Source organism: Pseudomonas sp. AL03 (assembly GCF_029960815.1).
Classification (GTDB): domain Bacteria; phylum Pseudomonadota; class Gammaproteobacteria; order Pseudomonadales; family Pseudomonadaceae; genus Aquipseudomonas.
In genome coordinates this window covers 187,144-212,148 of the sequence record NZ_JASBRE010000001.1, presented here as the reverse complement: position 1 = coordinate 212,148, position 25,005 = coordinate 187,144, and the positions used below count along the sequence as shown (strand labels likewise).

General features: G+C 59.1%; 21 protein-coding genes. 12 read left to right on the top strand and 9 right to left on the bottom strand.

The annotated features are described in order from the left end of the window. The first annotated feature begins 84 nt into the window (after nucleotides 1-84). From gatC to QK293_RS00870, 6 genes are all read left to right on the top strand, one after another. The gene (gene gatC, locus QK293_RS00895; protein ID WP_282375067.1) at nucleotides 85-372 is read left to right on the top strand and encodes an Asp-tRNA(Asn)/Glu-tRNA(Gln) amidotransferase subunit GatC; all 288 of its coding nucleotides are present in this window, start codon (nucleotides 85-87) and stop codon (nucleotides 370-372) included. 16 nt (nucleotides 373-388) lie between these two features. Further along, nucleotides 389-1,840, top strand: a complete 1,452-nt coding sequence (gene gatA, locus QK293_RS00890) for an Asp-tRNA(Asn)/Glu-tRNA(Gln) amidotransferase subunit GatA (RefSeq protein ID WP_282375065.1) — start codon at nucleotides 389-391, stop codon at nucleotides 1,838-1,840. A 10-nt stretch (nucleotides 1,841-1,850) separates the two neighbouring features. Continuing rightward, nucleotides 1,851-3,296 carry an Asp-tRNA(Asn)/Glu-tRNA(Gln) amidotransferase subunit GatB gene (gatB, locus tag QK293_RS00885; RefSeq protein ID WP_282375064.1) on the top strand — a complete coding sequence of 482 codons (1,446 nt, stop codon included), beginning with the start codon at nucleotides 1,851-1,853 and terminating at the stop codon, nucleotides 3,294-3,296. A gap of 128 nt (nucleotides 3,297-3,424) precedes the next feature. Beyond that, nucleotides 3,425-3,799, top strand: coding sequence for a septal ring lytic transglycosylase RlpA family protein (locus tag QK293_RS00880; protein WP_282375063.1), 375 nt, complete (start codon nucleotides 3,425-3,427; stop codon nucleotides 3,797-3,799). Nucleotides 3,800-3,849: 50 nt separating this feature from the next. After that, nucleotides 3,850-4,911 (top strand): calcium/sodium antiporter, encoded by a 1,062-nt coding sequence (locus tag QK293_RS00875; protein WP_282375062.1) that lies wholly within the window; start codon nucleotides 3,850-3,852, stop codon nucleotides 4,909-4,911. Then, nucleotides 4,908-5,288: a carboxymuconolactone decarboxylase family protein gene (locus QK293_RS00870; protein ID WP_282375061.1), complete on the top strand. Its 381-nt coding sequence runs from the start codon at nucleotides 4,908-4,910 to the stop codon at nucleotides 5,286-5,288. The genes QK293_RS00875 and QK293_RS00870 overlap by 4 nt, the downstream gene beginning before the upstream one ends. Here the strand turns inward: QK293_RS00870 and QK293_RS00865 are convergent. The 5 genes from QK293_RS00865 to kdgD all read right to left on the bottom strand — a co-directional run bounded on the left by QK293_RS00865 (nucleotide 5,285) and on the right by kdgD (nucleotide 11,928). Continuing rightward, nucleotides 5,285-6,226: an AEC family transporter gene (locus QK293_RS00865; RefSeq protein ID WP_282375060.1), complete on the bottom strand. Its 942-nt coding sequence runs from the start codon at nucleotides 6,224-6,226 to the stop codon at nucleotides 5,285-5,287. The two genes, QK293_RS00870 and QK293_RS00865, sit on opposite strands and share 4 nt — an antisense overlap. A 158-nt stretch (nucleotides 6,227-6,384) precedes the next feature. After that, nucleotides 6,385-7,938, bottom strand: coding sequence for a galactarate dehydratase (garD, locus tag QK293_RS00860; RefSeq protein WP_282375059.1), 1,554 nt, complete (start codon nucleotides 7,936-7,938; stop codon nucleotides 6,385-6,387). Nucleotides 7,939-7,949: 11 nt separating this feature from the next. Then, a complete protein-coding gene (locus QK293_RS00855; RefSeq protein WP_282375057.1) occupies nucleotides 7,950-9,317 on the bottom strand; it encodes an MFS transporter in 1,368 nt (455 codons plus the stop codon). Between the two features lie 179 nt (nucleotides 9,318-9,496). Then, nucleotides 9,497-10,942: an aldehyde dehydrogenase family protein gene (locus tag QK293_RS00850; protein ID WP_282375054.1), complete on the bottom strand. Its 1,446-nt coding sequence runs from the start codon at nucleotides 10,940-10,942 to the stop codon at nucleotides 9,497-9,499. 74 nt (nucleotides 10,943-11,016) lie between these two features. After that, entirely contained in the window at nucleotides 11,017-11,928 is a 912-nt protein-coding gene (kdgD, locus tag QK293_RS00845) for a 5-dehydro-4-deoxyglucarate dehydratase (RefSeq protein WP_282375052.1), read from the bottom strand. 237 nt (nucleotides 11,929-12,165) lie between these two features. Between kdgD and QK293_RS00840 the strand changes: the two genes are divergently transcribed. Next, nucleotides 12,166-13,458, top strand: coding sequence for a phospholipase (locus tag QK293_RS00840; protein WP_282375050.1), 1,293 nt, complete (start codon nucleotides 12,166-12,168; stop codon nucleotides 13,456-13,458). Between the two features lie 14 nt (nucleotides 13,459-13,472). Then, nucleotides 13,473-13,664, top strand: coding sequence for a hypothetical protein (locus tag QK293_RS00835; RefSeq protein ID WP_282375049.1), 192 nt, complete (start codon nucleotides 13,473-13,475; stop codon nucleotides 13,662-13,664). A 42-nt stretch (nucleotides 13,665-13,706) separates the two neighbouring features. Here the strand turns inward: QK293_RS00835 and QK293_RS00830 are convergent, their stop codons facing one another. From QK293_RS00830 to QK293_RS00815, 4 genes are all read right to left on the bottom strand, one after another. Then, on the bottom strand, nucleotides 13,707-14,456 hold the full coding sequence (locus QK293_RS00830; RefSeq protein ID WP_282375048.1) for a FadR/GntR family transcriptional regulator: 750 nt from the start codon (nucleotides 14,454-14,456) through the stop codon (nucleotides 13,707-13,709). Between the two features lie 92 nt (nucleotides 14,457-14,548). Beyond that, nucleotides 14,549-16,276 (bottom strand): ABC transporter ATP-binding protein/permease, encoded by a 1,728-nt coding sequence (locus QK293_RS00825; protein WP_282375046.1) that lies wholly within the window; start codon nucleotides 16,274-16,276, stop codon nucleotides 14,549-14,551. Nucleotides 16,277-16,372: 96 nt separating this feature from the next. After that, entirely contained in the window at nucleotides 16,373-16,939 is a 567-nt protein-coding gene (locus tag QK293_RS00820; RefSeq protein WP_008148925.1) for a response regulator transcription factor, read from the bottom strand. Continuing rightward, nucleotides 16,932-18,194 carry an ATP-binding protein gene (locus tag QK293_RS00815; protein ID WP_282375044.1) on the bottom strand — a complete coding sequence of 421 codons (1,263 nt, stop codon included), beginning with the start codon at nucleotides 18,192-18,194 and terminating at the stop codon, nucleotides 16,932-16,934. Before QK293_RS00815 ends, QK293_RS00820 begins: the two co-directional genes overlap by 8 nt. Before the next feature lie 361 nt (nucleotides 18,195-18,555). On the opposite strand from QK293_RS00815, the gene QK293_RS00810 reads away from it, so the two are divergent. From QK293_RS00810 to QK293_RS00795, 4 genes are all read left to right on the top strand, one after another. Continuing rightward, the gene (locus QK293_RS00810; protein ID WP_282375042.1) at nucleotides 18,556-19,272 is read left to right on the top strand and encodes an SIMPL domain-containing protein; all 717 of its coding nucleotides are present in this window, start codon (nucleotides 18,556-18,558) and stop codon (nucleotides 19,270-19,272) included. Nucleotides 19,273-19,840: 568 nt separating this feature from the next. Beyond that, the gene (locus QK293_RS00805) at nucleotides 19,841-21,466 is read left to right on the top strand and encodes an ABC transporter substrate-binding protein (protein ID WP_282375039.1); all 1,626 of its coding nucleotides are present in this window, start codon (nucleotides 19,841-19,843) and stop codon (nucleotides 21,464-21,466) included. Nucleotides 21,467-21,769: 303 nt separating this feature from the next. After that, nucleotides 21,770-23,371: an ABC transporter substrate-binding protein gene (locus QK293_RS00800; RefSeq protein ID WP_282375037.1), complete on the top strand. Its 1,602-nt coding sequence runs from the start codon at nucleotides 21,770-21,772 to the stop codon at nucleotides 23,369-23,371. Between the two features lie 167 nt (nucleotides 23,372-23,538). Then, nucleotides 23,539-24,954: an OprD family porin gene (locus QK293_RS00795; RefSeq protein ID WP_282375036.1), complete on the top strand. Its 1,416-nt coding sequence runs from the start codon at nucleotides 23,539-23,541 to the stop codon at nucleotides 24,952-24,954. Nucleotides 24,955-25,005: the final 51 nt, after the last annotated feature.

Here is a 25,005-nt window from a genome sequence, read left to right as displayed (position 1 = left end):
GGCCTTATGACCGTAGAAATGCGGTAGTGTTCCGACAATCTAACACACGGACGCCGTCCGTTCTGTTTTCCACTGGAGATTCCCATGGCGCTTGAACGCTCCGACGTGGAAAAAATCGCTCATCTGGCCTGTCTGGGCCTTAATGATGCCGATCTTCCACATATTACTTCGGCCCTGAACAGTATTCTGGCGCTGGTCGACGAAATGCAGGCGGTCAATACCGACGGTATCGAGCCGCTCGCCCACCCACTGGAAGCCAGCCAGCGCCTGCGTGCAGACGTTGTGACCGAGACCAATCATCGCGAGGCCTATCAGTCCATCGCACCAGCGGTCGAAAACGGCCTGTACCTGGTTCCGAAAGTCATCGACTAAAGGGAAAGAGCCTGCAATGCATCAATTGACTCTGGCCGAGATCGCCCGCGGACTCGCCGATAAAAAGTTTTCTTCCGAAGAGCTGACCAAAACCCTGCTGGCGCGTATCGTCCAGCTCGATCCGCAGCTCAACAGTTTTATCAGCCTCACCGAGGACCTGGCGCTCCAGCAGGCGAAAGCCGCTGACGCACGCCGCGCCAAGGGTGAGAGCGGCGCCCTGCTCGGCGCGCCGATCGCGCACAAAGACCTGTTCTGCACCCAGGGTATCCGCACCAGCTGCGGTTCGAAGATGCTCGACAATTTTAAAGCGCCGTACGACGCCACTGTCGTTGCCAAGCTGGCCGCTGCCGGGGCCGTGACCCTGGGCAAGACCAACATGGACGAATTCGCCATGGGTTCGGCCAACGAGTCGAGCTACTACGGCCCGGTGAAAAACCCGTGGAACCTTGAATACGTACCGGGCGGTTCGTCCGGCGGTTCGGCGGCTGCGGTTGCCGCGCGCCTGCTGCCTGCGGCCACCGGCACTGACACGGGTGGCTCGATCCGACAGCCCGCCGCACTGACCAACCTCACCGGCCTGAAACCGACGTACGGTCGCGTTTCGCGCTGGGGCATGATCGCCTACGCCTCCAGCCTCGATCAGGGCGGCCCTCTGGCCCGCACCGCCGAAGACTGCGCGATCCTGCTGCAAGGCATGGCCGGTTTCGACCCGCAAGACTCCACCAGCATCGACGAGCCCGTGCCTGATTACAGCGCCGGCCTCAACGGTTCGCTGCAAGGCCTGCGCATCGGCGTGCCGAAGGAGTACTTCAGCGCCGGCCTGGACCCGCGCATCGCCGACCTGGTCATGGCCAGTGTCGAAGAGCTGAAAAAGCTCGGCGCCGTGGTCAAGGAAATCAGCCTGCCGAACATGCAGCACGCAATCCCTGCGTACTACGTGATCGCGCCGGCAGAAGCCTCTTCCAACCTGTCGCGTTTCGACGGCGTGCGCTTCGGCCATCGCTGCGAAGATCCGAAGAATCTGGAAGACCTGTACAAACGTTCCCGTGGCGAAGGTTTCGGCCCGGAAGTACAGCGCCGGATCATGGTCGGTGCCTACGCGTTGTCGGCCGGTTACTACGACGCCTACTACCTGAAGGCCCAAAAGATTCGTCGCTTGATCAAGAACGACTTCATGGCAGCCTTTAATGAGGTCGACATCATCCTCGGCCCAACCACACCGAACCCGGCCTGGAAGCTCGGCGCCAAGAACAGCGACCCGGTTGCTGCTTACCTGGAAGACGTCTACACCATCACCGCCAACCTCGCCGGCCTGCCGGGCTTGTCCATGCCTGCTGGTTTCGTCGATGGCCTGCCGGTGGGCGTGCAATTGCTCGCCCCGTATTTCCAGGAAGGTCGCCTGTTGAACGTTGCCCATCAGTATCAGCAAAACACTGACTGGCACACCCGCACCCCAACCGGCTTCTGAGGAGAAACACATGCAATGGGAAGTCGTGATCGGGCTGGAGATTCACACCCAGCTCACCACCCGGTCGAAAATCTTTTCCGGTAGCTCCACCACGTTTGGTTCCGAGCCGAACACCCAAGCCAGCCTGGTTGACCTCGGCATGCCCGGCGTATTGCCGGTGCTGAACCAGGAAGCGGTGCGCATGGCGGTGATGTTCGGTCTGGCGATTGATGCCGAGATCGGCCAGCACAACGTGTTCGCCCGTAAAAACTATTTCTACCCGGACCTGCCCAAGGGCTACCAGATCAGCCAGATGGAATTGCCGATCGTTGGCAAGGGTCACCTGGACATCGCCATGGACGACGGCACGATCAAACGTGTCGGCGTCACCCGTGCGCACCTGGAAGAAGACGCCGGTAAAAGCCTGCACGAAGAGTTCACCGGTGCCACCGGCATCGACCTGAACCGCGCTGGCACGCCGCTGCTGGAAATCGTTTCCGAGCCTGACATGCGCAGCGCCAAGGAAGCCGTGGCTTACGTCAAGACGGTCCACGCGCTGGTGCGTTACCTCGGCATCTGCGACGGCAACATGGCCGAAGGCTCGCTGCGTTGCGACTGCAACGTGTCGATCCGTCCGAAGGGCCAGGTTGAATATGGCACGCGCTGCGAGATCAAGAACGTCAACTCGTTCCGCTTCATCGAGAAGGCGATCAACAGCGAAGTGCAGCGTCAGATCGAACTGATCGAAGACGGCGGCAAGGTGATCCAGCAAACCCGCCTTTACGATCCGAACAAGGACGAAACCCGTCCGATGCGCAGCAAAGAGGAAGCTAACGACTACCGCTACTTCCCCGATCCGGACTTGCTGCCGGTGGTCATCGAAGACTCGTTCCTCGACGACGTGCGCGCCACCCTGCCGGAATTGCCACCGCAGAAACGCGAGCGCTTCCAGGCGCAGTTCGGTCTGTCGGTCTACGACGCCAGCGTCCTGGCCACCAGCCGCGAGCAAGCCGATTACTTCGAGACAGTCGTGAGCATCGGCGGCGACGCCAAGCTGGCGGCCAACTGGGTCATGGTTGAATTGGGCAGCCTGTTGAACAAACAGGGCCTGGACATTGATCAGTCGCCGGTCTTGGCCGAGCAATTGGGCGGCATGCTGCTGCGCATCTCCGACAACACCATCTCCGGCAAAATCGCCAAGGTGGTCTTTGAAGCCATGGCCAACGGCGAAGGCAGTGCGGACGAGATCATCGACAAGCGCGGTCTGAAGCAAGTGACCGACACGGGCGCGATCTCTGCGGTGCTCGACGAGATGCTCGCGGCCAACGCCGAACAAGTTGAACAATACCGCGCGGCAGACGAAGCCAAGCGCGGCAAAATGTTCGGCTTCTTCGTCGGCCAGGCCATGAAAGCCTCCAAAGGCAAGGCCAACCCGCAACAGGTCAACGAACTGCTGAAAAGCAAGCTCGAAGGCTAACCACAGTGATCGTTCCCACGCTCCCGCGTGGGAACGCCTCATTGGACGCTCTGCGTCCGCTTTTGTGACGCCGAGCGTCACGGGCTGCATTCCCACGCGGAGCGTGGGAACGATCATGGGGTCACCTAATGAAGCGTCTACTGGGTGCCTGCGCCCTGCTCTCTCTGCTGGCCGGTTGCGCCAGCACCGATGCCATCGATCCACACGGCTACGACAAGACCGGTGTTGCCTCTTATTACGGCGCCAAACACCAAGGCAAACGCACCGCCAGCGGCGAGCGTTTCAACAAGAATTCCCTGACCGCCGCCCACCGCCAGTTGCCCTTTGGCACGCGGGTGAAGGTCACCAATCTGAATACCGACAAATCCTGCGTAGTGCGCATCAACGATCGCGGGCCACATACCCGTGGACGTCTGATCGATGTTTCACACGAGGCCGCCGAACAACTGGGTATGCTCAGAAGCGGCACCGCACGGGTTCGCGTGCAAGCCCTTGACGACTGACTGATGGAGCGCCGACCATTTTCGGACTTGCCGATTTACCCCTGATCAGCGTGATTGAATTGCTCAGCGGCTTGCTGTTGCTGATCGCCGGCGCCGAGCTGATGGTGCGTGGCGCCGTGCGCCTCGCCGCGCGCCTGCATGTACGACCGCTGATTATCGGCCTGACCATCGTCGCCCTCGGCAGCAGCGCCCCGCAGATGGCGGTCAGCGTGCAAGCCACCCTGGCGCAGAACGCCGACATCGCCGTCGGCAGCGTGATCGGCAGTAGCATCTTTAACATCCTCGTCACCCTCGGACTCTCGGCGATGATCATTCCGCTGCGGGTTTCACGGCAACTGGTGCGCCTGGATATTCCGCTGATGATCGGCGCCAGCCTGCTGGTGTTCGTATTGGCCTGGAACAAAGAACTGACCCGCGCCGACGGCGTGATGCTGCTGGCGGCTCTGGCGCTGTATCTGGGCCTGCTGCTGCGCCAGTCGCGGCACTCGGCCCGTCCGCAATCGACGACTCACGAAGTCCCGCAAGCACCCTGGATCAGCAGCTTGCTGATGATCGTCAGCGGATTGGCAATGCTGGTCTACGCCGGGCACTTGCTGTTGGGCGCGGCGGTTTCGGTCGCGACCGATCTCGGGCTGTCGGAACGCATCATCGGCCTGACCATCGTCGCTGTCAGTACCTCCCTGCCGGAACTGGCCACCTCGTTGATTGCCGCCTTGCGCGGTCAGCGCGACATCGCCGTGGGCAACGTGATCGGCAGCAACCTGTTCAACCTCTTGGGCGTATTGGGCTTCACCGCGTTGATCGCGCCGTCGCCGCTGTCGGTATCGCCCAACGCCCTGGATTTCGACTTGCCGGTAATGCTCGGCGTCGCGGTGTTGTGCCTGCCGGTGTTCTATTCCGGTTACCGGGTGACCCGCGCCGAAGGTCTGATGTTTTTGGGTTTGTATCTGGCTTACGGTCTGCACGTGGTGTCGTTCACCACCGGCATGCCGCTGGCCGGCAAGCTTGAACACCTGATGCTGTTTTTTGCGCTGCCGGCGCTGCTGGCGTTTTTGCTGTTCACGTCGCTGCGCGCCTGGCGTCGCCAACACCACAAGAGTGAATTGCCATGACCGATGATAGAAAGCCTGGCGTTGAAGTACGCCGCCAAGTGATGGGCGACGCCTTCGTCGACCGCGCGCAGGGCAATGCCACCGCGTTCACTCAACCGCTGCAGGATTTCGTCAACGAGCACGCCTGGGGTAGCGTCTGGAACCGCGAAGGCCTGCCATTGAAAACCCGCAGCCTGATCACCCTCGCCGCGCTGACCGCATTGAAGTGCCCGCAGGAATTGAAAGGTCACGTGCGTGGTGCGCTGAACAATGGCTGCACCGTGGAAGAGATTCGCGAGGCGTTGCTGCATTGCGCGGTGTATGCCGGTGTTCCGGCGGCAATCGATGCGTTTCGGGCGGCGCAGGAAGTGATCGACAGCTACCAAAAAGCCGACTAGATCCACCCGCCCCACTGCAACAAGAAGATCCCGATGTTGGTGGTGACCGCGGCCATCAAGGTGGTGATCACGATGATCGCTGCCGCCAGTTCATGATTGCCATTGGCCTGACGGGCCATGACAAAACTGGCCGCGGCGGTCGGGCTGCCGAAGTACAGGAATAGAATCCCCAACTCCGCACCACGAAAGCCCCAGAGCCACGCCCCCAGTGTTGCAAGAACCGGCAGGCCGATCATCTTCACCAGGCTTGAGCTCAGCGCCAGGTTGCCGCTTTTGCGCAGTGCCGCCAGTGACAGCGTGCCGCCGATACAGATCAACGCCAATGGCAGGGTGGTTTGCGCCAGATACTGGCCGGACGTCTCCAGCCATCCCGGCAAGCTGATCTTGAAGTAGGCAAACGGCGCCGCCACCAACACGCTGATGATCAGCGGATTGACCATCACGCTTTTGCAGATGCTCCAAGGGTCGGACTTGATCACCGGGCTGTAAACCGCCAGCACAATGGTCGAGAGCGTGTTGTAAAGCAGGATCACCAACGCCGCAAGAATCGCCCCGAGGGAAATCCCGTAGTCGCCGTACATGCTCGCTGCCAGTGCGAGGCCGATCACCCCGTTGTTGCCGCGAAATGCGCCTTGGGTGTAAATCCCCCGGTCTTCCCGCGGGCACTTCCAGATCGCCCAGCCCCAGGCGATGGCGAAACTCGCCAGAGTGGCGAGCGAGAAATAAATCAGCAGTGTCGGTTGCAACGCGGCGTGCAGGTCGGCATGCAGGATGCCCAGAAACAGCAACGCCGGCATGGTGACGTTGAACACCAGGGCCGACGCAGTGTGGATAAAGTTGTCGTTGATCCAGTCGATGCGCTTGAGCAGCACACCCAGAAACAGCATGGCAAACACCGGCGCGGTGATGTTCAGGGTTTCGAGGAAGATAGCCAGCATGCCGGGGGTAACCTTGGGTGAGCGTCGTTAGGGGGCTAATGATAAGCCACCAAGTCCTCTGGCGCCTGTTAAACCGACTTCGCGGGCAAGCCTCGCTCCTACAGGGGATCACCGAACCTGTGGAGCGAGGCTTGCCCGCGAAGAACGATAACGCGGTCTTAGGTGATAGGCGCAGGGTTGAACAAGGTAATGTCGTTATGCAGCCTGTGCTTCTCCGCCCACGTCTGCTTCTTGCCGCTGGCCACATCCAGGTAATAGTGAAACAACTCCCAGCCGAGGTCTTCAATCGAGGCCCGCCCGGTCGCAATCCGCCCGGCATCGATGTCGATCAGGTCCGGCCAACGCTGCGCCAGTTCGGTCCGGGTCGACACCTTCACCACCGGCGCCATTGCCAGCCCATAAGGCGTACCACGCCCGGTGGTGAACACATGCAGGTTCATCCCTGCCGCCAATTGCAACGTCCCGCAGACAAAATCACTGGCCGGTGTCGCACAGAAGATCAGCCCTTTGCGCTTGAAACGCTCGCCAGGGCCCAGTACCCCATTGATCGCGCTGCTGCCGGATTTGACGATCGAGCCCAATGACTTCTCGACAATGTTCGACAATCCGTCCTTCTTGTTCCCCGGCGTGGTGTTGGCGCTACGATCCGCTTCACCCTTGGCCAGATAACGGTCGTACCAGTCCATTTCCCGCACCAGTTCCTGAGCCACTTCCTCGGTTTCCGCACGGGACGTCAGCAGGTAAATGGCGTCGCGCACTTCGGTGACTTCGGAAAACATCACCGTCGCGCCCGCCCGCAGCAGCAGGTCCGAGGCATAGCCCAACGCCGGGTTGGCGGTGATGCCGGAAAACGCATCGCTGCCGCCGCACTGCATGCCGAGAATCAGCTCGGACGCCGGCACCGTTTCCCGGCGACGCTGATCGAGTTTCTTCAAACGGGTCTCGGCCAACGCCATGATCTGCTCGATCATCTCAGTGAAACCGTGACTGGAATCCTGCAAGCGGTACAGCCACGGATCGCTCAAATCCACCGAGCTGTCGTTCTCGTGCATCACCTGCCCGGCCTGCAATTTCTCGCAGCCGAGGCTGATCACCAGCGCTTCGCCACCCAGGTTCGGATTACGCGCCAGGTTGCGCACGGTACGGATCGGGATGTACGCGTCAGTCGCAGTAATCGCCACGCCACAGCCGTAGCTGTGGGTCAGCGCGACCACGTCATCGACGTTCGCGTACTTGGGCAGCAACTCGTCCTTGATGCGCTTGACCGCATGATCGAGCACGCCAGTGACGCACTGAACCGTCGTGGTAATCCCCAGAATGTTGCGCGTGCCGACGGTGCCGTCGGCGTTGCGATAACCCTCGAACGTAAAGCCTTCCAGCGGTGCCTGCGCCGCCGGCACTTCGGTGGACAGCGGCAAACTGTCCAGCGGTGGCGCAGTGGGCATGCGCAGTTGATCTTCCTTGACCCAGCTGCCGCGCGGAATCGGCTGCAACGCGTAGCCAATGGTCTGGCCATAACGAATCACCTGGCCGCCCTCGGAAATGTCTTCCAGGGTGACCTTGTGGCTCTGTGGCACGAAGTCCAGGGTCACCAGACCGTCCGCAAATTTGGTGCCGGCGGGCACGCCCTGGTCATTGACCACGATCACTACGTTGTCCCGCGCGTGCAAGCGGATGTAGCGCGGCGAGTCGGAATGTTCAATCAACTGCATGACGCCGCTCCTCAAGAATGCGCTTGTGACAATTTGCTATTGGTTTCAGGCCCACTGACTGGCGGCTCTTTGAGGACCACACGTTTGATCGGCCCCACGATCACCAGGTAGCTGAACACCGCCACCAGGGCGTTGCAACCGACAAACACCAGCGCCCATTTGAACGAACCGGTGGAGCTGATGATGTAACCGATCACGATTGGCGTGGTGATCGAAGCGATGTTGCCGAAGGTGTTGAACAAACCACCGCTGAGACCGGCGATCTGCTTCGGCGACGTGTCAGACACCACCGCCCAACCCAACGCGCCCACGCCTTTACCGAAGAACGCCAAGGCCATGAAACCGACGACCATCCATTCAACATCGACATAGTTGCAGGCCACGATGCTGCTGGAGACCAGCAAACCAGCAATGATCGGCGCCTTGCGGGCGAAGGTCAGGGAATGCCCCTTGCGCAGCAGGTAGTCGGAAATCACCCCACCAAGCACACCACCGATAAAGCCGCAGATCGCCGGCAACGAGGCAATGAAACCGGCCTTGAGGATGGTCATGCCGCGTTCTTGCACCAGGTACACCGGGAACCAGGTCAGGAAGAAGTAAGTGATGCCGTTGATGCAGTATTGGCCAAGGTACACGCCGAGCATCATGCGGTTGGTCAGCAACTGGCGGATGTAGTCCCACTTCGGACCGTCGGCCTTGGCGCCTTTGCCTTTGTCCTGATCCATGTCGACCATGCCGCCGTTATCGGCGATGTGTTTGAACTCGGCATCATTGATCATCGGGTGTTGGCGCGGGCTGTGGATAACCTTCAGCCAGATCCCCGAGAAGATAATGCCGATCACGCCCATGACGATGAACACGTGCTGCCAGCCGAAGCTGTAGACGATCCAACCCATCAGTGGCGCAAACAGCACCGTGGCGAAGTATTGCGCCGAGTTGAAAATCGCAGACGCCGTACCGCGTTCAGCGGTCGGGAACCAGGCCGCAACGATGCGCGCGTTACCGGGGAAGGATGGCGCTTCGGCCAGGCCCACCAGGAAGCGCAGCATGAACAGCGCAACCACCGCCGTGGACACGCCGAACTCACCGACATAGCCCTGCAACACGGTGAACAGCGACCAGGTGAAAATGCTCAGCGCGTAGATTTTTTTCGAGCCAAAACGGTCCAGCAGCCAGCCACCGGGAATTTGCCCGGCTACGTAGGCCCAACCGAATGCAGAGAAGATGTAACCGAGGGTGACCGCGTCGATGCCGAGGTCTTTTTGCAGGCTGGAGCCTGCGATGGCGATAGTGGCCCGGTCGGCGTAGTTGATCGTGGTCACCAGGAAAAGCATGAGCAAAATCAAATAGCGGACGTGAGTCGGCTTGGTCGCTTGCATGTAGATGTACTCCCACTGATTATTTTTATGCGCGGGTGAAACTGTTTATCCCTGTAGCAGCTGTCGAGTGAAACGAGGCTGCGATCTTTGCTTTTCAGGATCAAAAGATCGCAGCCTCGTTTCACTCGACAGCTGCTACAGGGGTTGCGGTATCGATGCCGATACCGCGGTGTTTCCTGTCAGGAGCCGATGTAGCTGGTCTTCACGACGGTGTAGAACTCTTGCGCGTAGCGACCTTGCTCGCGGGAGCCATAGGATGAACCTTTACGCCCACCGAATGGAACGTGGTAATCCACGCCCGCCGTCGGCAGGTTGACCATCACCATCCCCGCCTGGGAGTGGCGTTTGAAGTGGTTGGCGTACTTCAACGATGTGGTGGCGATGCCCGCGGACAGACCGAATTCGGTGTCGTTGGCCATGGCCAGCGCGGCCTCGTAATCCGCTACGCGAACCACGTTGGCGACCGGGCCGAAAATCTCTTCACGGCTGATGCGCATCGCGGCTTCGCTGTCGGCAAACAGGGTTGGCGCGAGGTAGTAGCCTTCGGTATCGCAGGTCACCAGAGCGCCGCCGCTGACCAGACGTGCACCTTCGGACTGGCCGATGTCGATGTACTTCATGTCTTGTTCAAGCTGAGCCTGGGAAACCACCGGACCGATGTCGGTGCCGGTTTTCAGCGCGTGACCGACCTTGATCGACTTCATGCGCTCGGCCACCGCTTCAACGAACTTGTCGTGAATCCCGGCGGTGACGATGAAGCGGCTCGAGGCGGTGCAACGCTGGCCGGTGGAGTAGAACGCGCTCTGTACCGACAGCTCGACCGCTTGCTTGAGGTCGGCGTCGTCGAGAATGATCTGCGGGTTCTTGCCGCCCATTTCCAGCTGAACCTTGGCCTGGCGCGACACGCAGCTGACGGCGATCTGACGACCAACGCCCACGGAACCGGTGAAGCTGATGCCGTCGACTTTTGGACTCTGCACCAGCGCATCGCCCACCACTCGACCGCTGCCCATCACCAGGTTGAACACCCCGGCCGGGAAGCCTGCGCGGGAGATGATTTCGGCCAGCGCCCAAGCGCAACCCGGCACCAGGTCCGCCGGTTTCAGCACGACGCAGTTGCCGTAGGCCAGGGCCGGAGCGATTTTCCACGCTGGGATCGCGATCGGGAAGTTCCATGGCGTGATCAGACCGACCACACCCAGCGCTTCGCGAGTGACTTCGACGTTCACGCCCGGACGCACCGACGGCAGGTAGTCGCCGGACAGGCGCAGGCATTCGCCGGCGAAGAACTTGAAGATGTTGCCGGCGCGAGTGACTTCGCCGATGGCCTCAGGCAGGGTCTTGCCCTCTTCCCGGGCCAATAAAGTGCCGAGCTCTTCGCGGCGAGCGAGGATTTCGCTGCCGACTTTGTCCAGCGCATCGTGACGCGCCTGAATGCCCGAAGTCGACCACGCCGGGAACGCGGCGCGAGCGGCGTCGATGGCAGCATGGACTTGAGCCGGATCAGCCTTGGCGTATTCGCCAATGGTTTCGGTCAGTTCGGACGGGTTGATGTTGGCGCAGTAATCACTGCCCGCCACCCATTCACCGTTGATGTAGTTATCGAAACGCGTTGTATCAGCCACAGGCTTTCCCCTTAAAAAGAAGTCCTCACACAAAAGGCCGCTGATTGCTCAGCGGCCTTGTTTAATCGGGTGTGTTACTGAGCACCTTGCTGGTCGATCAGCGCGGCGAGCATTTCGTACTCTTCGCCGGTCAGATCGGTCAGCGGCGCCCGCACAGGACCTGCGTCGAAGCCTGCAATTTTTGCCCCGGCCTTGACGATGCTCACCGCGTAACCCGCTTTGCGGTTACGGATGTCCAGGTACGGCAGGAAAAAGTCGTCGATGATCTTGCCAACGGTGGCGTGATCTTCGCGGGCAATGGCGTGATAGAAATCCATCGCGGTTTTCGGGATGAAGTTGAACACCGCCGAGGAGTAAACCGGTACGCCCAGGGCCTTGTAAGCCGCTGCGTAGACTTCGGCGGTCGGCAAACCGCCCAGGTAGCTGAAGCGATCACCGAGGCGACGACGAATCGACACCATCAACTCGATATCGCCCAGGCCATCCTTGTAGCCGATCAGGTTCGGGCAGCGCTCGGCCAGGCGTTCCAGCAATGGCGCGGTCAGGCGGCAGACGTTGCGGTTGTAAACCACCACGCCGATGTTCACCGATTTGCACACGGCTTCAACGTGGGCGGCAACACCGTCCTGGCTGGCTTCGGTCAGGTAGTGCGGCAGCAGCAACAGGCCTTTGGCGCCCAGACGCTCGGCTTCCTGTGCGTATTCGATGGCTTGACGGGTCGAACCGCCAACGCCGGCCAGGATCGGCACGCTGGTTTCGCAGGTGTCGACGGCCGTCTTGATGATTTCCGAATATTCGCTGGCCGCCAGAGAGAAGAACTCACCGGTGCCGCCCGCGGCGAACAATGCCGAGGCGCCGTATGGGGCCAGCCATTCGAGACGTTTGATGTAGCCCGCGCGATGGAAGTCGCCCTGAGCATTGAAATCGGTAACCGGGAAAGACAGCAGACCGGAAGAGAGGATGGACTTCAGTTCTTGTGGATTCATTATTCGAACACCCTGGGTAGCGACGTATGTGTGTGAGAAAACCATTCAGCCTGCGCTGAAGTTGTAGGTCATCGTACAACTTAATAAATAACCGTCAACTGCATTTCATCGCCAACCCCAGAATTTGAGTCGGAAAGGTATTTTCTTGACGTAGGAAATTTCTCATCTATGATCCAATTAACTGTATATACATACAGTTACTTTTGATCGTACCGATGACATATCAAGGAGATAGAAATGTCAGGTCTACACACATCCCCGCAGGAAAAACCCAAGCAGGTCATTGCGAATCTGGATGACCTTTTTACCGAGCAGGGCATCGCCATCACTGGCAACGAGTCACTGTTGTTGCAACTGGGTGAGCACAACGATGCGCCCAACGCTTCGACGGGCAAAGCCTTGAAAGGCAAGCCACAGCTGCGGTTCGAGGGAGGCGAGCACACCGCTATCGGTGACAGCACACTGCTGCGTTTCATCAAGGACGCGCCCGCTATTGCGGCTTCGCAGGTAGAACTGCATTTGCCGAATGGGTTGGCGCTGACTTACGGCCAGATCGTCGCGCTGGGCGGCGATTTTTATGGCATTCCCAATCAACCCATCAGCGAAGGCGCCACCGCTGCGGATCGAATCCAGCGCTTTACCAACGCCTTCAACTCCCTGGCGGTGCTGCCAGCCTCCAATGCCGAGGCAAAGCTGATCCTCGGTGTCATGCAGAAGGAAATCGCTGCCGTTAAACAGGCGATCAAGGACGGTAAACAACCGCACGAAGCGTACGACGCGCTCGGAGATACGTTGTCGGAAGAGTGGAATAAAATCACCGGCGGCGGCAGTTTTGTCTCGGCGCTGTTTCCGCTGGGGCGCTACCTGAAACTGGCCGCCAACAATGCCGATCACTTCGCCGAATGGGCGCTGCTGGCGTATATCGCCGGGCACACCGCAGCGGTGCAGCAAGCGGTGCAGGCCCACAACAGCGACGATGAGAAGCAGTTGGAGCGGGCCTATGCGATGAATGCTTTTGCCGATCACTACCTGACTGACCTGTTTTCCGCCGGCCACCTGCGAGTGCCACGCAAACAATTGGCAGCGGTGGTTACGCCCAACGATCTGGGTTCGTTGATCACTCGTTTCATGCACGACGAAGACAGCAAGTTCGGCCTCAATGTGCGCAACGGCAACGGCGATCAATGGCACGCGTATGGGGACAAGCGCTACTTCGACGCCATCGATAACGCCAACCGCGTCCAGGTGAATCAGGCGGTTCAGGTGTCGGCGGATGAAGTGTTTGCGGCGTACCTCAGCGGGATCGCACCGTCGCCCGGAAGTTTCGCGGCGCTGAAAAAACTGCCTGACCTGCAAGCGGTGCTGAACCCGGCGGGCAATTTCTCGCCGTTGTTCAAGGTCGAGGGTAACAAGGTGCTGCGGCGCAAGGACGTGAACAACCTCAACGACACCGCCACGGTGGACGGCTGGTGGGGCTGGAGCACTTACCTGCTGCTTAAGGACTATAAACCCACTGGCAACGTTGCCTGATAAGGAGATCAAAAATGACTATCAAATTGAAACTGGAATTGGCTTCGGGGCAATCGCTGAAGGGTGCGCCGCTGGAGTTGTTGGCCAAGGGGGTGCCGATTGCTCGGGGGGTTGTGGATGAGCATGGGAATGTAGCGTTCGATGCCAAACCGGGGGTCGCTGAATTCGCCGTGAGGGTAGATCGTTCAATTCTCAGGACTGGCTAACTCCCCACCTGATCGTTCCTACGCTCTGCGTGGGAACGATCCTTACCCCCGCTGAGCCTCAGCCTCTTCATGCGCATGGCGCAGCCGCTCCCGGCTATTGGTCAGGTGCAAGCGCATGGCCGCCCGGGCCGCATCGGAATCCTGGCGGGCAATCGCATCATAAATCTCTTCGTGCTCACGGCTCAGGCGATTCATGTAGTGCTGCTGATCGTCATGGGCCAGGCGCGCGGAGTTGAGGCGTGTACGCGGAATGATGCTGGTGCCCAGGTGGGTCATGATGTCGGTGAAATAGCGATTGCCCGTCGCCAGGGCGATTTGCAGGTGGAACTGGAAGTCGGACGCCACGGCATCGCTGGCATGGGAGACACTTTCATTCAACGCGTCCAGCGCCGTTCGCATCAACGCCAGCTGTTCGGGGCTGCGGCGTTGCGCGGCAAGGCCGGCGGACTCTACTTCGAGGCTGATGCGCAATTCCAGAATCGCCAGCACATCGCGCAACGTCACCACGGTGGCCGGGTCGATACGGAAACCGCTCGGGCTTGGGGTGTCGAGCACAAACGTGCCGATACCGTGGCGGGTTTCAACCTGGCCTGCGGCCTGCAGACGCGAAATCGCTTCGCGCACCACGGTGCGACTGACGCCATGGGCATCCATGATCGCCGACTCGGTGGGCAACTTGTCGCCACGTTTGAGGTGACCGTCGCGGATCTGCTCGGACAGCACCGTTACCAGTTCCTGAGCGAGGCTGCGGCGCTTGCGAGGGAGGCGTGGTGCGTCGATCGGGTTTTCCATGGTGAACGTCTTTCTCGAAAGTTGCGGCTGAAACCGCATCATAGCTCAACGCGGTTGTACGATCACCACCGACCCTGTAGAGACGGCGGTGTTTATGCGGTCACGGTTTGATCCACCAGATGCCCATTTTCAATGCGCACATGCCGTGGATGGAACCGCTTCAGGCTGCTGCGATGCCCGACGCTGACAATGCTCAATCCCGGAATTTCATCGATCAAGGCCTGATACAGCGATGCCTCGTCCTCCTCGTCCATCGCCGAGGTCGCTTCGTCCATATACAGCCATTGCGGTGCATACAGCAGCGCACGGGCAAAGGCCAGACGCTGTTGCTCACCCGGCGACAGCATGCGCTGCCAGTGATTCGCTTCATCAAGACGCGACACCAGATGCGGTAAACGGCAGGTTTCCAGCACATGAACGTAGCGCTCGTGCGGATACGTATCGCCAGGCTGTGGATAACTCAGCGCTTCACGCAACGTGCCAATCGGCAAATAAGGCTTTTGCGGCAGGAACAGATACCGTGCCGTCGGCAGACGAATGCTGCCATGACCTGCCGGCCACAAATGCCCCATTGCCCGCAGCAAGGTCGACTTGCCGCTGCCGGAACGCCCGCTGAGCATGACGCGCTCGCCCTCCTCCACGGTCATGTCGGCGTTGGTCAGCAGGTGACGACCATCCGCCAGGTCGAGGCCAAGGTTATGCACCTTCAACGCCGAGCCATGGTTTTGCACATCAATCGCCGGCGCACGCTCTTCGTTGTCGGTCATGGCCTGACGGAAACTCAGCAGACGATCACAGGTGGCGCGCCATTCGGCAAGGTCCTGGTACGCCGTGATGAACCAACTGAAGTTATCCTGGACGTTAGCGAACGCCGAGTTGATTTGCATCAGCTCACCCAGCTGGATCTTGCCAGTGAAGTAACGCGGCGCGGCGACCATGAACGGAAAAATGACTGCGATCTGCTCATAACCGGAAGTAAAGAAAGTCAGGCGCTTGGACACTTTCATGATGTCCCAGTAGTTGTGCCAGACCCTCCCGAAACGGCTGCTCAAGCGGCGGTTCTCATTTGGCTCGCCGTTGTACAGCGCAATGCTTTCGGCATTCTCGCGAACCCGCACCATGGAGAAACGCAGGTCGGCTTCGAAGCGTTGCTGGTTGTTGTTGAGGCCGATCAGGCGACGGCCAATCAAATGCGTCAGCCAACTGGCGACGGCGGCGTATACCAGCGCGCACCAGAACATGTAGCCGGGAATCGTGAAACCAAACACTTCGATACTGCCCGACACGCCCCACAGAATGATCGAGAACGATACGAGGCTGACGATGTTGCGAATCAACCCGAGCCCCAGGCCCAACGTGTTGCTGGTGAATTTATTGAGGTCTTCGGAAATCCGCTGGTCCGGGTTATCGGTGTATCCGCCCTGCTCCAACTGGTAGTAATTCTTGTGGCTGAGCCAACGGGCAAAATGCTTCTCGGTGAGCCAGGCCCGCCAGCGAATCGTCAGCATCTGCGTCAGATAGAGCCGATACACCGCGCCAAGGATCGCCACCGCAGCGATGCCGCAGAAATACACAATCAACTGCCAGAAGGCCGCTTCGTCCTTTTTCTGCAGGGCGTTGTAGAAGTCCTTGTACCAACTGTTGATCCACACCGAAATCGCCACACTGAACAGCGACAGCGCGATCACGGCGATCAGCAACGTCCAGGCCTTGCCCTTCTCTTCGCTGCGCCAGTAAGGGGTGGTCATGGCCCAGACTTTGCGAAAAAACTGCCCGCGCACAGCATCATTGACCGCGCAATATTCAGCGTTCTGATTCATGGATAAGGCTCGATAAAGAAAAGAACACACACGAACCGATCATAGATGATCGGTTCGGGTTATCGCGAGGGTTGGCGATAATCGTTCAGCGCCTGTTCAGCGACGGACCGGACGCTTCTGCAGTTTGCGCTGCAGCGTACGGCGGTGCATGCCCAAGGCGCGGGCAGTGGCGGAGATGTTGCCTTCGTGTTCGGTCAGCACGCGCTGGATGTGCTCCCACTGCAGGCGATCCACCGACATCGGGTTTTCCGGCACCAGCGTGTCGAGGTCGGCGTGCTCGGAAAGCAGCGCGGCCAACACGTCATCGGCGTCCGCCGGTTTGCACAGGTAATTGCAGGCGCCGCGCTTGATCGCCTCGACAGCGGTGGCAATGCTCGAGTAACCGGTGAGGATCACTACGCGCATTTCCGGGTCCAGCTCAAGTAGCTTGGGCAACAGCACCAGGCCGGAATCGCCGTCCATTTTCAGGTCCAGCGCGGCGTAGTCCGGCAGGTCGGCCTGAGCGATGGTCAGGCCTTCTTCGGCGGAACCGGCGGTGCTGACGCGAAAGCCGCGGCGGGCCATGGCACGGGCCATCACCCGGGTAAAAGTTGCGTCGTCGTCTACCAGCAGCAAATGCGGCAGTTCTTCGCCTTCGCCTTCGACTTGGATCTCGTCACTCATGTTCGTCTCCTCGGGCGACACGGGGCAGGCGCAGCTCGGTGAGCGTGCCGCCTTCCTCATGACTGTAGAGTTTCACTGAGCCGCCGGCGCGTGTCACGCTGGCCTTGCTCAAAAACAGGCCCAGGCCGAAACCTTTGCCCTTGGTGGTAAAAAACGGCTTGCCAATCTGCTCGGCGATGGCCAGCGGCACACCGGCGCCGTGGTCGCGGATGCTGATGGTCAGGTCGTCGGCATTCCAGTCCAGCGTCACTTGCAGCCCTTCGGGGCAAGCGTCGGCGGCGTTGTTGAGCAAATTCAGCAGTGCCTGGGTCAGGTCCGGCGGCGGCGCCATGCGCGGAACGCTGCCTTGGCCCAAGCGTTGGAAGCGATAACTGGCTTCCGGACGCATCAGGTGCCAGCGGTTCAACGCTTCGTCGAGCCAATCGGTGACGTCCTGCATCTCCACCGCCAGACGCCGGTTGGCCTCGGCGGCGCGCACCAGTTGCTGCAAGGTCTGCTTGCACGCCTTGACCTGATCTTGCAGCACCTTCAGATCGTCCTGCAGCATTGGATCGTGATGATCCTGCTGCATTTCCTTGAGCAGCACGCTCATGGTCGCCAGCGGCGTACCCAATTCATGGGCGGCACCGGCGGCCTGGGTGGCGACGGCCAGCAATTGCTGATCACGCAAACCTTCTTCACGACGGATGGCACGCAGCTCTTCCTGACGGCGCAACTCTTCGGCCATGCGTGCGGCGAAGAAGGTGATGACTGCCGCGGCCAGGGCGAAACTCAGCCACATCCCGTAAACCTGGAGGTTTTCTCGAGCGATCGGGAAAGTTTGCAGCGGATAAAAGCGCGCCAGCAGCAGGGTGTACATCGTCAACGCGATACCGGACAGAATCACCGAATAACGCCATGGCAAAGTCACGGCGGCGATGGTCAGCGGCACCAGGTAATAAGAGACGAAGGGGTTGGTCGAACCGCCGGAGAAATACAGCAACGCACTGTGGATAAACAGGTCGCAGGCCAGTTGCACGGCGTATTCGAGCTCGGTAACCGGCCATGAGGTGCGCAGGCGAATGGCCGTGAACGCGCACAGCAACATCGAGCAACCGAGGGTCGCGGCCAGTTGAAACCAAGGCAGCGGCAGCAAGTCCAGCCAGTAGGCCAGGCCCACGGAACCGGCCTGAGCGGCCAACACCAACGTGCGGATGAACGTCAGCCGCCAAAGATTCTGGCGAGTCGCGGAAGTGATTTGAACGGGGGCGAGCATGAGCTCTCCTGATGAGCGCTCCAGGCGGATCGCACGGAGTATAACCAAGCACGGGGGCTGGCAGGCAAAAGTGCGGCAAACGGCCACAGGCCTTCAGCCCACACAAAGCTCTTGTAGCCGCTGCCGAAGGCTGCGTTCGAGCGCGAAGCGCTCGTAAACCTGAGACCTCATTCCTTCAGGTAAAACGCGTCAGCCCAATGGCGACCGCTTCGCGCTCGAACGCAGCCTTCGGCAGCTGCTACAGGGTCGCGTCGATCTGTATAGAAGTTGTAACTGTGCGAACCGGATCATAAAAGCTAGAGTCTGATGGTTTCACGCAGGTTCGGACCTTAACCCCTGCGCATCGTCCAAGGAGCTTTTCATGCACATATTGCGCCGCAGCGCCGCCCTTCTTGCCTTAAGCGTTGGCACCGTCGCCAGCCTCCCGGCCCTGGCCGCCGACGAACTTCATTACAACCAGATCGCCCTGCGCGCCGAAGTCAGTCAGGAAGTCGCCCGTGACCTGATGATCGTGACCCTCTACACCGAAGAACAAAACCCCGACCCGGCGAAACTCGCCGCCGACGTCAGCACCACCATGAACAAAGCGCTGGCCCAGGCCAAAGAAGTCAAAGGCATCACCCTGCGCCAAGGCAGCCGCAACAGCTACCCGATCTACGACACCAAGGGCCAGAAAATCACCGGCTGGCGCGAACGCGCCGAACTGCGCCTGGAAAGCTCTGACTTCGCCGCGCTGTCGAAACTGACCGGCGAACTGCTCACCGACCTGAAGATGGGCGGCATGGACTTCGCCATCGCCACACCAACCCGCAAGGCCAGCGAAGACGCGCTGCTTAAAGAAGCCGTGTCTGCCTTCAAGGCCCGCGCTCAACTGGCGACCGACGCCTTGGGCGGCAAGGGTTACAAAATCGTTAACCTGAACTTGAACAGCAACGGTTATCCACAGCCGTACATGCGTGGGCCGATGATGATGAAAGCGGCGAGCATGGATTCGGCGCCGGTCACGCCTGAGGTTGAGGCGGGCACCAGCCAGGTCAGCATGACGGCGGATGGGGCGATTGAAGTGTTGATGCAGTGATTAGGTAAGGGCTGAATAAAAAACCGGCGATCAGTGAGTGATCGCCGGTTTTTTTGTGCCAGAAGAATCTGGTTGTAACAGTCATGCTTTGTGGTGAAAGCACGGCCGCCATCGCAGGCAAGCCAGCGCCATGTAATGCAGCCGTGCATCAATTTGTACCAACAGGCACAACAAATCCTTAAGCAACATGTACCTATCACACCGATTGCGAACTCGACGGTGTTCCAGCCGCTGCGCAGGAAAGTCACCGACTTCAAGATCAGCCCGTTCGGTCTCACACCCTTCTATGGTGTGGGTAAAAATAAGTAACACCTCGCTCCAACCGGGTGCGCCAAGCGCCCCGGCCGCCCTCTGTCGGTGCGCAATTTGCACCGGAAAAAACCTGCGCAAACGGTCAAATGCACCTGAATTTATACATATGCGACATTAAGGTACGTTCGTACCACTGTTTAAGACTTGTGGCCGCTCTGGATCTTGCAATGGGTATGGCCCCTGCATAAGTATCGGCAGGCACGACTCACGAGGTCGTCCTCTAATTCCAAAAATGACAACAAATCATGAGGCCACCATGCTTAAACACGCGGTCATTCCGTTTTTAGTCGGCGCAAGTTTGTTAGCTAGCGCACCTTTCGCCCAAGCGGCGACTAACCTGGTGTTTTGCTCCGAAGGGAGCCCGGCCGGTTTTGATCCTGGTCAGTACACCACCGGAACCGACTTCGACGCCTCTGCAGAAACCATGTTCAACCGTTTGACTCAGTTCGAACGTGGCGGCACCGCTGTCATTCCCGGTCTGGCGACCAAATGGGACATCTCCGATGACGGCCTGACTTACACCTTCCACCTGCGTGAAGGCGTCAAGTTCCACACCACCCCGTACTTCAAGCCGACTCGTGAGTTCAACGCCGACGACGTGCTGTTCACCTTTAATCGCATGATTAACAAGGATGATCCGTTCCGCAAAGCGTACCCGACCGAATTCCCGTACTTCACCGACATGGGGATGGACACCAACATCACCAAGATCGATAAAGTCGACGACCACACCGTCAAGTTCACCCTCAAAGAAGTTGATGCCGCGTTCATCCAGAACATGGCCATGAGTTTCGCCTCGGTCCAGTCCGCCGAGTACGCTGCCCAGCTGCTCAAGGAAGGCAAAGCCGCCGACATCAACCAGAAACCTGTCGGTACTGGCCCGTTTGTGTTCAAGAGCTACCAGAAAGACTCCAACATCCGCTACACCGGGAACAAGGACTACTGGAAGCCTGAAGACGTCAAGATCGACAACCTGATCTTCGCCATCACCACCGACCCGTCGGTACGTATTCAGAAGCTGAAGAAGAACGAGTGCCAGATCACTCTGTTCCCACGTCCGGCCGACCTGAAGGCGCTGAAGGAAGACAAAACCCTGAAAATGCCGGACCAGGCCGGTTTCAACCTGGGCTACATCGCCTACAACGTGATGGACAAGGTCAAGGGCAGCAATGAGCCAAACCCGTTGGCCAACCTGAAAGTTCGCCAGGCGCTGGACATGGCGGTGAATAAACCGCAGATCATTGATTCCGTTTATCAGGGCGCCGGCCAACTGGCTGTTAACGCCATGCCGCCGACCCAGTGGTCCTACGACACCACCATCAAAGACGCCAAATACGATCCTGAGAAAGCTAAAGAGCTGCTCAAGGAAGCCGGCGTTAAACCAGGTACCGAAATCGTTCTGTGGGCGATGCCGGTGCAGCGTCCATACAACCCGAACGCCAAGCTGATGGCAGAAATGCTGCAGTCCGATTGGTCCAAGATCGGTCTCAATGTCAAGATCCAGAGCTACGAATGGGGCGAGTACATCAAGCGCTCCAAAGGCGGCGAGAACCAGGCGATGATCATCGGCTGGAGCGGCGACAATGGTGATCCGGACAACTGGCTCAACGTGTTGTTTGGTTGCGACTCGCTGAGCGGCAACAACTTCTCCAAGTGGTGCGACAAGAAGTTTGACGGCATCGTGAAAGAAGCCAAGCGCACAACCGACCAGGCAAAGCGCACCGAACTGTACAAACAGGCGCAACACGTCCTCAAGGACGCCGTTCCAATGACACCTATCGCTCACTCGACGGTGTACCAACCCATGCGCGACAACGTGCAGGACTTCAAGATCAGCCCGTTTGGCTTGAACTCCTTCTACGGCGTCAGCGTCAGCAAATAAGGTTTTGCATCGGCGACGTTTTTGACGTCGCCGATGCTTTATCTGCCGAGAAAGTAGGAAACAACCTACATCCATTTCCGCTGAGTATTACGGCAGCGGTGTCGGACGCGTTGACCTTTCCTACAAGTCTTTAGGACTTTACGCATTTACTGCCAGACCCATCGCTCATACCGTCGGGATCTGACCAGTGCAGGCGTGGGCTCTCGGTTATTGCTGCACTTCATGGTTTGGGATCAGTGAGGCCTCCACGTCTCTGGACGGGACGGCTCATTGTTAAAACACTAAGAATAAAGAGCGAGCGTCATGCGACATACCTTGGTTTTATCCGCATTGCTGGGCACCGGTCTATTGGCCGCCACTTCCATTAGCCAGGCCGCCAATAACAGCCTGGTGTTCTGCTCCGAAGGCAGCCCCGCTGGCTTCGACACTGCGCAGTACACGACCGCGACCGATAATGACGCCGCCGAGCCGTTGTACAACCGACTGGCAGAGTTCGAAAAAGGCGCCACCAACGTCGTACCAGGCCTGGCCACTCGCTGGGATATTTCCGAGGACGGCCTCAAGTACACTTTTCACCTACGCGAAGGGGTGAAATTTCACACGACCAAATACTTCACACCGACCCGTGATTTCAACGCCGATGACGTGCTGTTCACGTTCAATCGCATGCTTGATCCACAGCAACCTTTCCGTAAGGCTTATCCGACCGAGTTCCCGTATTTCAACGGGATGAGCCTGAACAAGAACATCGCCAAGGTCGAGAAGACCGGGCCGCTGACCGTGGTCATGACGCTCAATAGCGTGGACGCCGCGTTCATCCAGAACATCGCCATGAGCTTCGCCGCCATCCTGTCCGCCGAATACGCCGACCAATTGCTGGCTGAAGGCAAACCGAGTGATATCAACCAGAAGCCGATCGGCACCGGGCCGTTCGTGTTCAAGAGCTACCAGAAAGATTCCAACATCCGTTACACCGGCAACAAGCAGTACTGGGACCCGAGCCGGGTCAAGCTCGATAACCTGATCTTCGCCATCAACACCGATGCCTCGGTGCGCGTGCAGAAGCTCAGGGCCAACGAGTGCCAGATCACCCTGCACCCACGCCCTGCCGACGTGACCGCGCTGAAGAACGACCCGACACTCAAGCTCATCGAGAAGCCCGGTTTCAACCTCGGCTACATCGCCTACAACGTGCGCCACAAGCCTTTTGACCAGCTCGAAGTGCGCCAGGCGCTGGACATGGCGGTGAACAAACAAGGCATTCTCAACGCCGTTTACCAAGGTGCAGGTCAACTGGCGGTCAACGCCATGCCACCGACCCAATGGTCTTACGACGAGACCATTAAAGACGCCGCCTACAACCCGGAAAAAGCCAAGGAACTGCTCAAGACTGCCGGCGTGAAGGAAGGCACTGAAATTACCCTCTGGGCCATGCCGGTCCAACGTCCCTACAACCCGAATGCCAAGTTGATGGCCGAGATGCTTCAGGCTGACTGGGCGAAGATCGGCCTCAAGGTCAAGATCGTCAGCTACGAATGGGGCGAGTACATCAAGCGCACCAAGAATGGCGAACACGACATCAGCCTGATCGGCTGGACCGGTGACAACGGGGACCCGGACAACTGGCTCGGCACGCTGTACAGCTGCGACGCCATTGGCGGCAACAACTACTCCATGTGGTGTGATCCGGCTTACGACAAGCTGATCAAGCAGGCCAAGGTCGTCACCGACCGCGACCAGCGCACCGTGCTTTACAAACAAGCGCAGCAGTACCTCAAGCAGCAGGTGCCCATGACGCCCGTCGCCCACTCGACGGTTAACCAGCCGTTGAGCGCCAAAATCGAAGGATTCAAGGTGAGTCCTTTCGGTCGTAACGTGTTCTCGGGCGTCAGCATAGAAAAGTAACCGATTAGCCAGAAACGCTGGGGGCGCAATACGCCCTCACGCAAGCGTATGGCCGTCATTCGTTGACCAGGACAAAGCAAACGTTTGCGATGCCTTGAATGAGTTCAAAACCAGATAGCCGATCACCAAAAAAGACCGGCAAAAAAAAATAGAAAGGAGCGTCACCCATGAAACTGAGCAGCACCGCGTTATTGGCCTTGGCCATCAGCAGCGTAACCGCCTCGGCGTACGCAGAAACTCAGAGCCAGGCGTTCACCCCGGTTACCGTGAAAGAGAAAAGTGCTCAGAGTGAAGCCACCGGCTTTGTCGAAGGCCAGTCGATCACTGGTTCCACACGCAACTGGTATGCGAATGAGCAACTGAAACGTGGCGCCCATTTCAAGTACAACAAGAGTGGTGTACCGACCGACACGGATCGTCGTATCAACTGGGTCCAGGGCACCATCATCAAGTACAACTCGGGCTTCACCGAGGGTACTGTCGGCTTCAGCACTGAAGTCGCGGCTTACAACGCCATCGCCCTGGACCGTGACCGCAAAGACCTTGCCTCCGCCAATGGTGGCGCACCACTGAACGGCGTTCCTGGTCTTGGCAACAACCGTACCTTGACCAAAGACGGCGGTGACGCCCAGGGTCAGTGGAGCAAACTGGGCCTGGCCAACGTCAAGGCGCGTTTCTCCAACACCACCCTGACCGCCGGGCGTCAGAACTTCAGCAGCCCACAGGTAGACGTCATCGGTAACCGTCCTCTGCCTTCGAGCTTCCAGGGTGTCACCCTGCACAGCGAAGAATTGGAGAACCTGTCGTTCGACCTCGGCACCTTCGATCGCAACTCACCGCGGACCGAAGAAAGCCAGCGTAAATTCCGCTCCGAATACGCCGACACCGTCATAGAAGCCGATCACGTGAACACCGCTGGTATCACTTACCAGCCGTTCGCGAGCCTGACCACCAGCCTGTGGGGCACCCAGGCCGAAGACTTGTGGAACCAGTACTATTTCGGCGCCAGCCACGTATTGGGCGACAGCTCGGTACTGAGCCTGACGACCGGCCTGAACTACTACAAGACCGTCGACGAAGGCAAAAAGCTGTTGGGCGAAATCGACAACGACACCTACTCGCTGTCGCTCGGCCTGACTCACCAGGCCCACAGCCTGACATTCTCGTACCAGGAAGTGAACGGTAACGAGTACTTCGACTACCTGCACGAAACCAACGGCATCTACCTGGCCAACTCCCTGCTGTCGGACTTCAACGGCCCGAACGAGAAGTCCTTCCAGATCGCCTACGGCCTCAACATGGCTGAATACGGCGTACCCGGTCTGAAGTTCAACATCTACCAGGCTCGCGGCTGGGGCATTGACGGTACTCACTACACCGGTACCGCCTACGACGTTCGCAACATGGACGGCGAAAACCACTATGAATACGGCATTGGTACTGCGTACGCCGTGCAGAGCGGCCCGCTTAAAGCGACCACCGTCCGCGCGACCTACACCACTCACCGCGCCAGCGATAACCAGGCTGACGGCAGCATCAACGAGTTCCGTCTCGTGACCACCATCCCGTTCAAGATTTTGTAAAACACTGCCCGACGGCTGACTCATGACGAGTCGGCCGTTCGGTTTTTTATC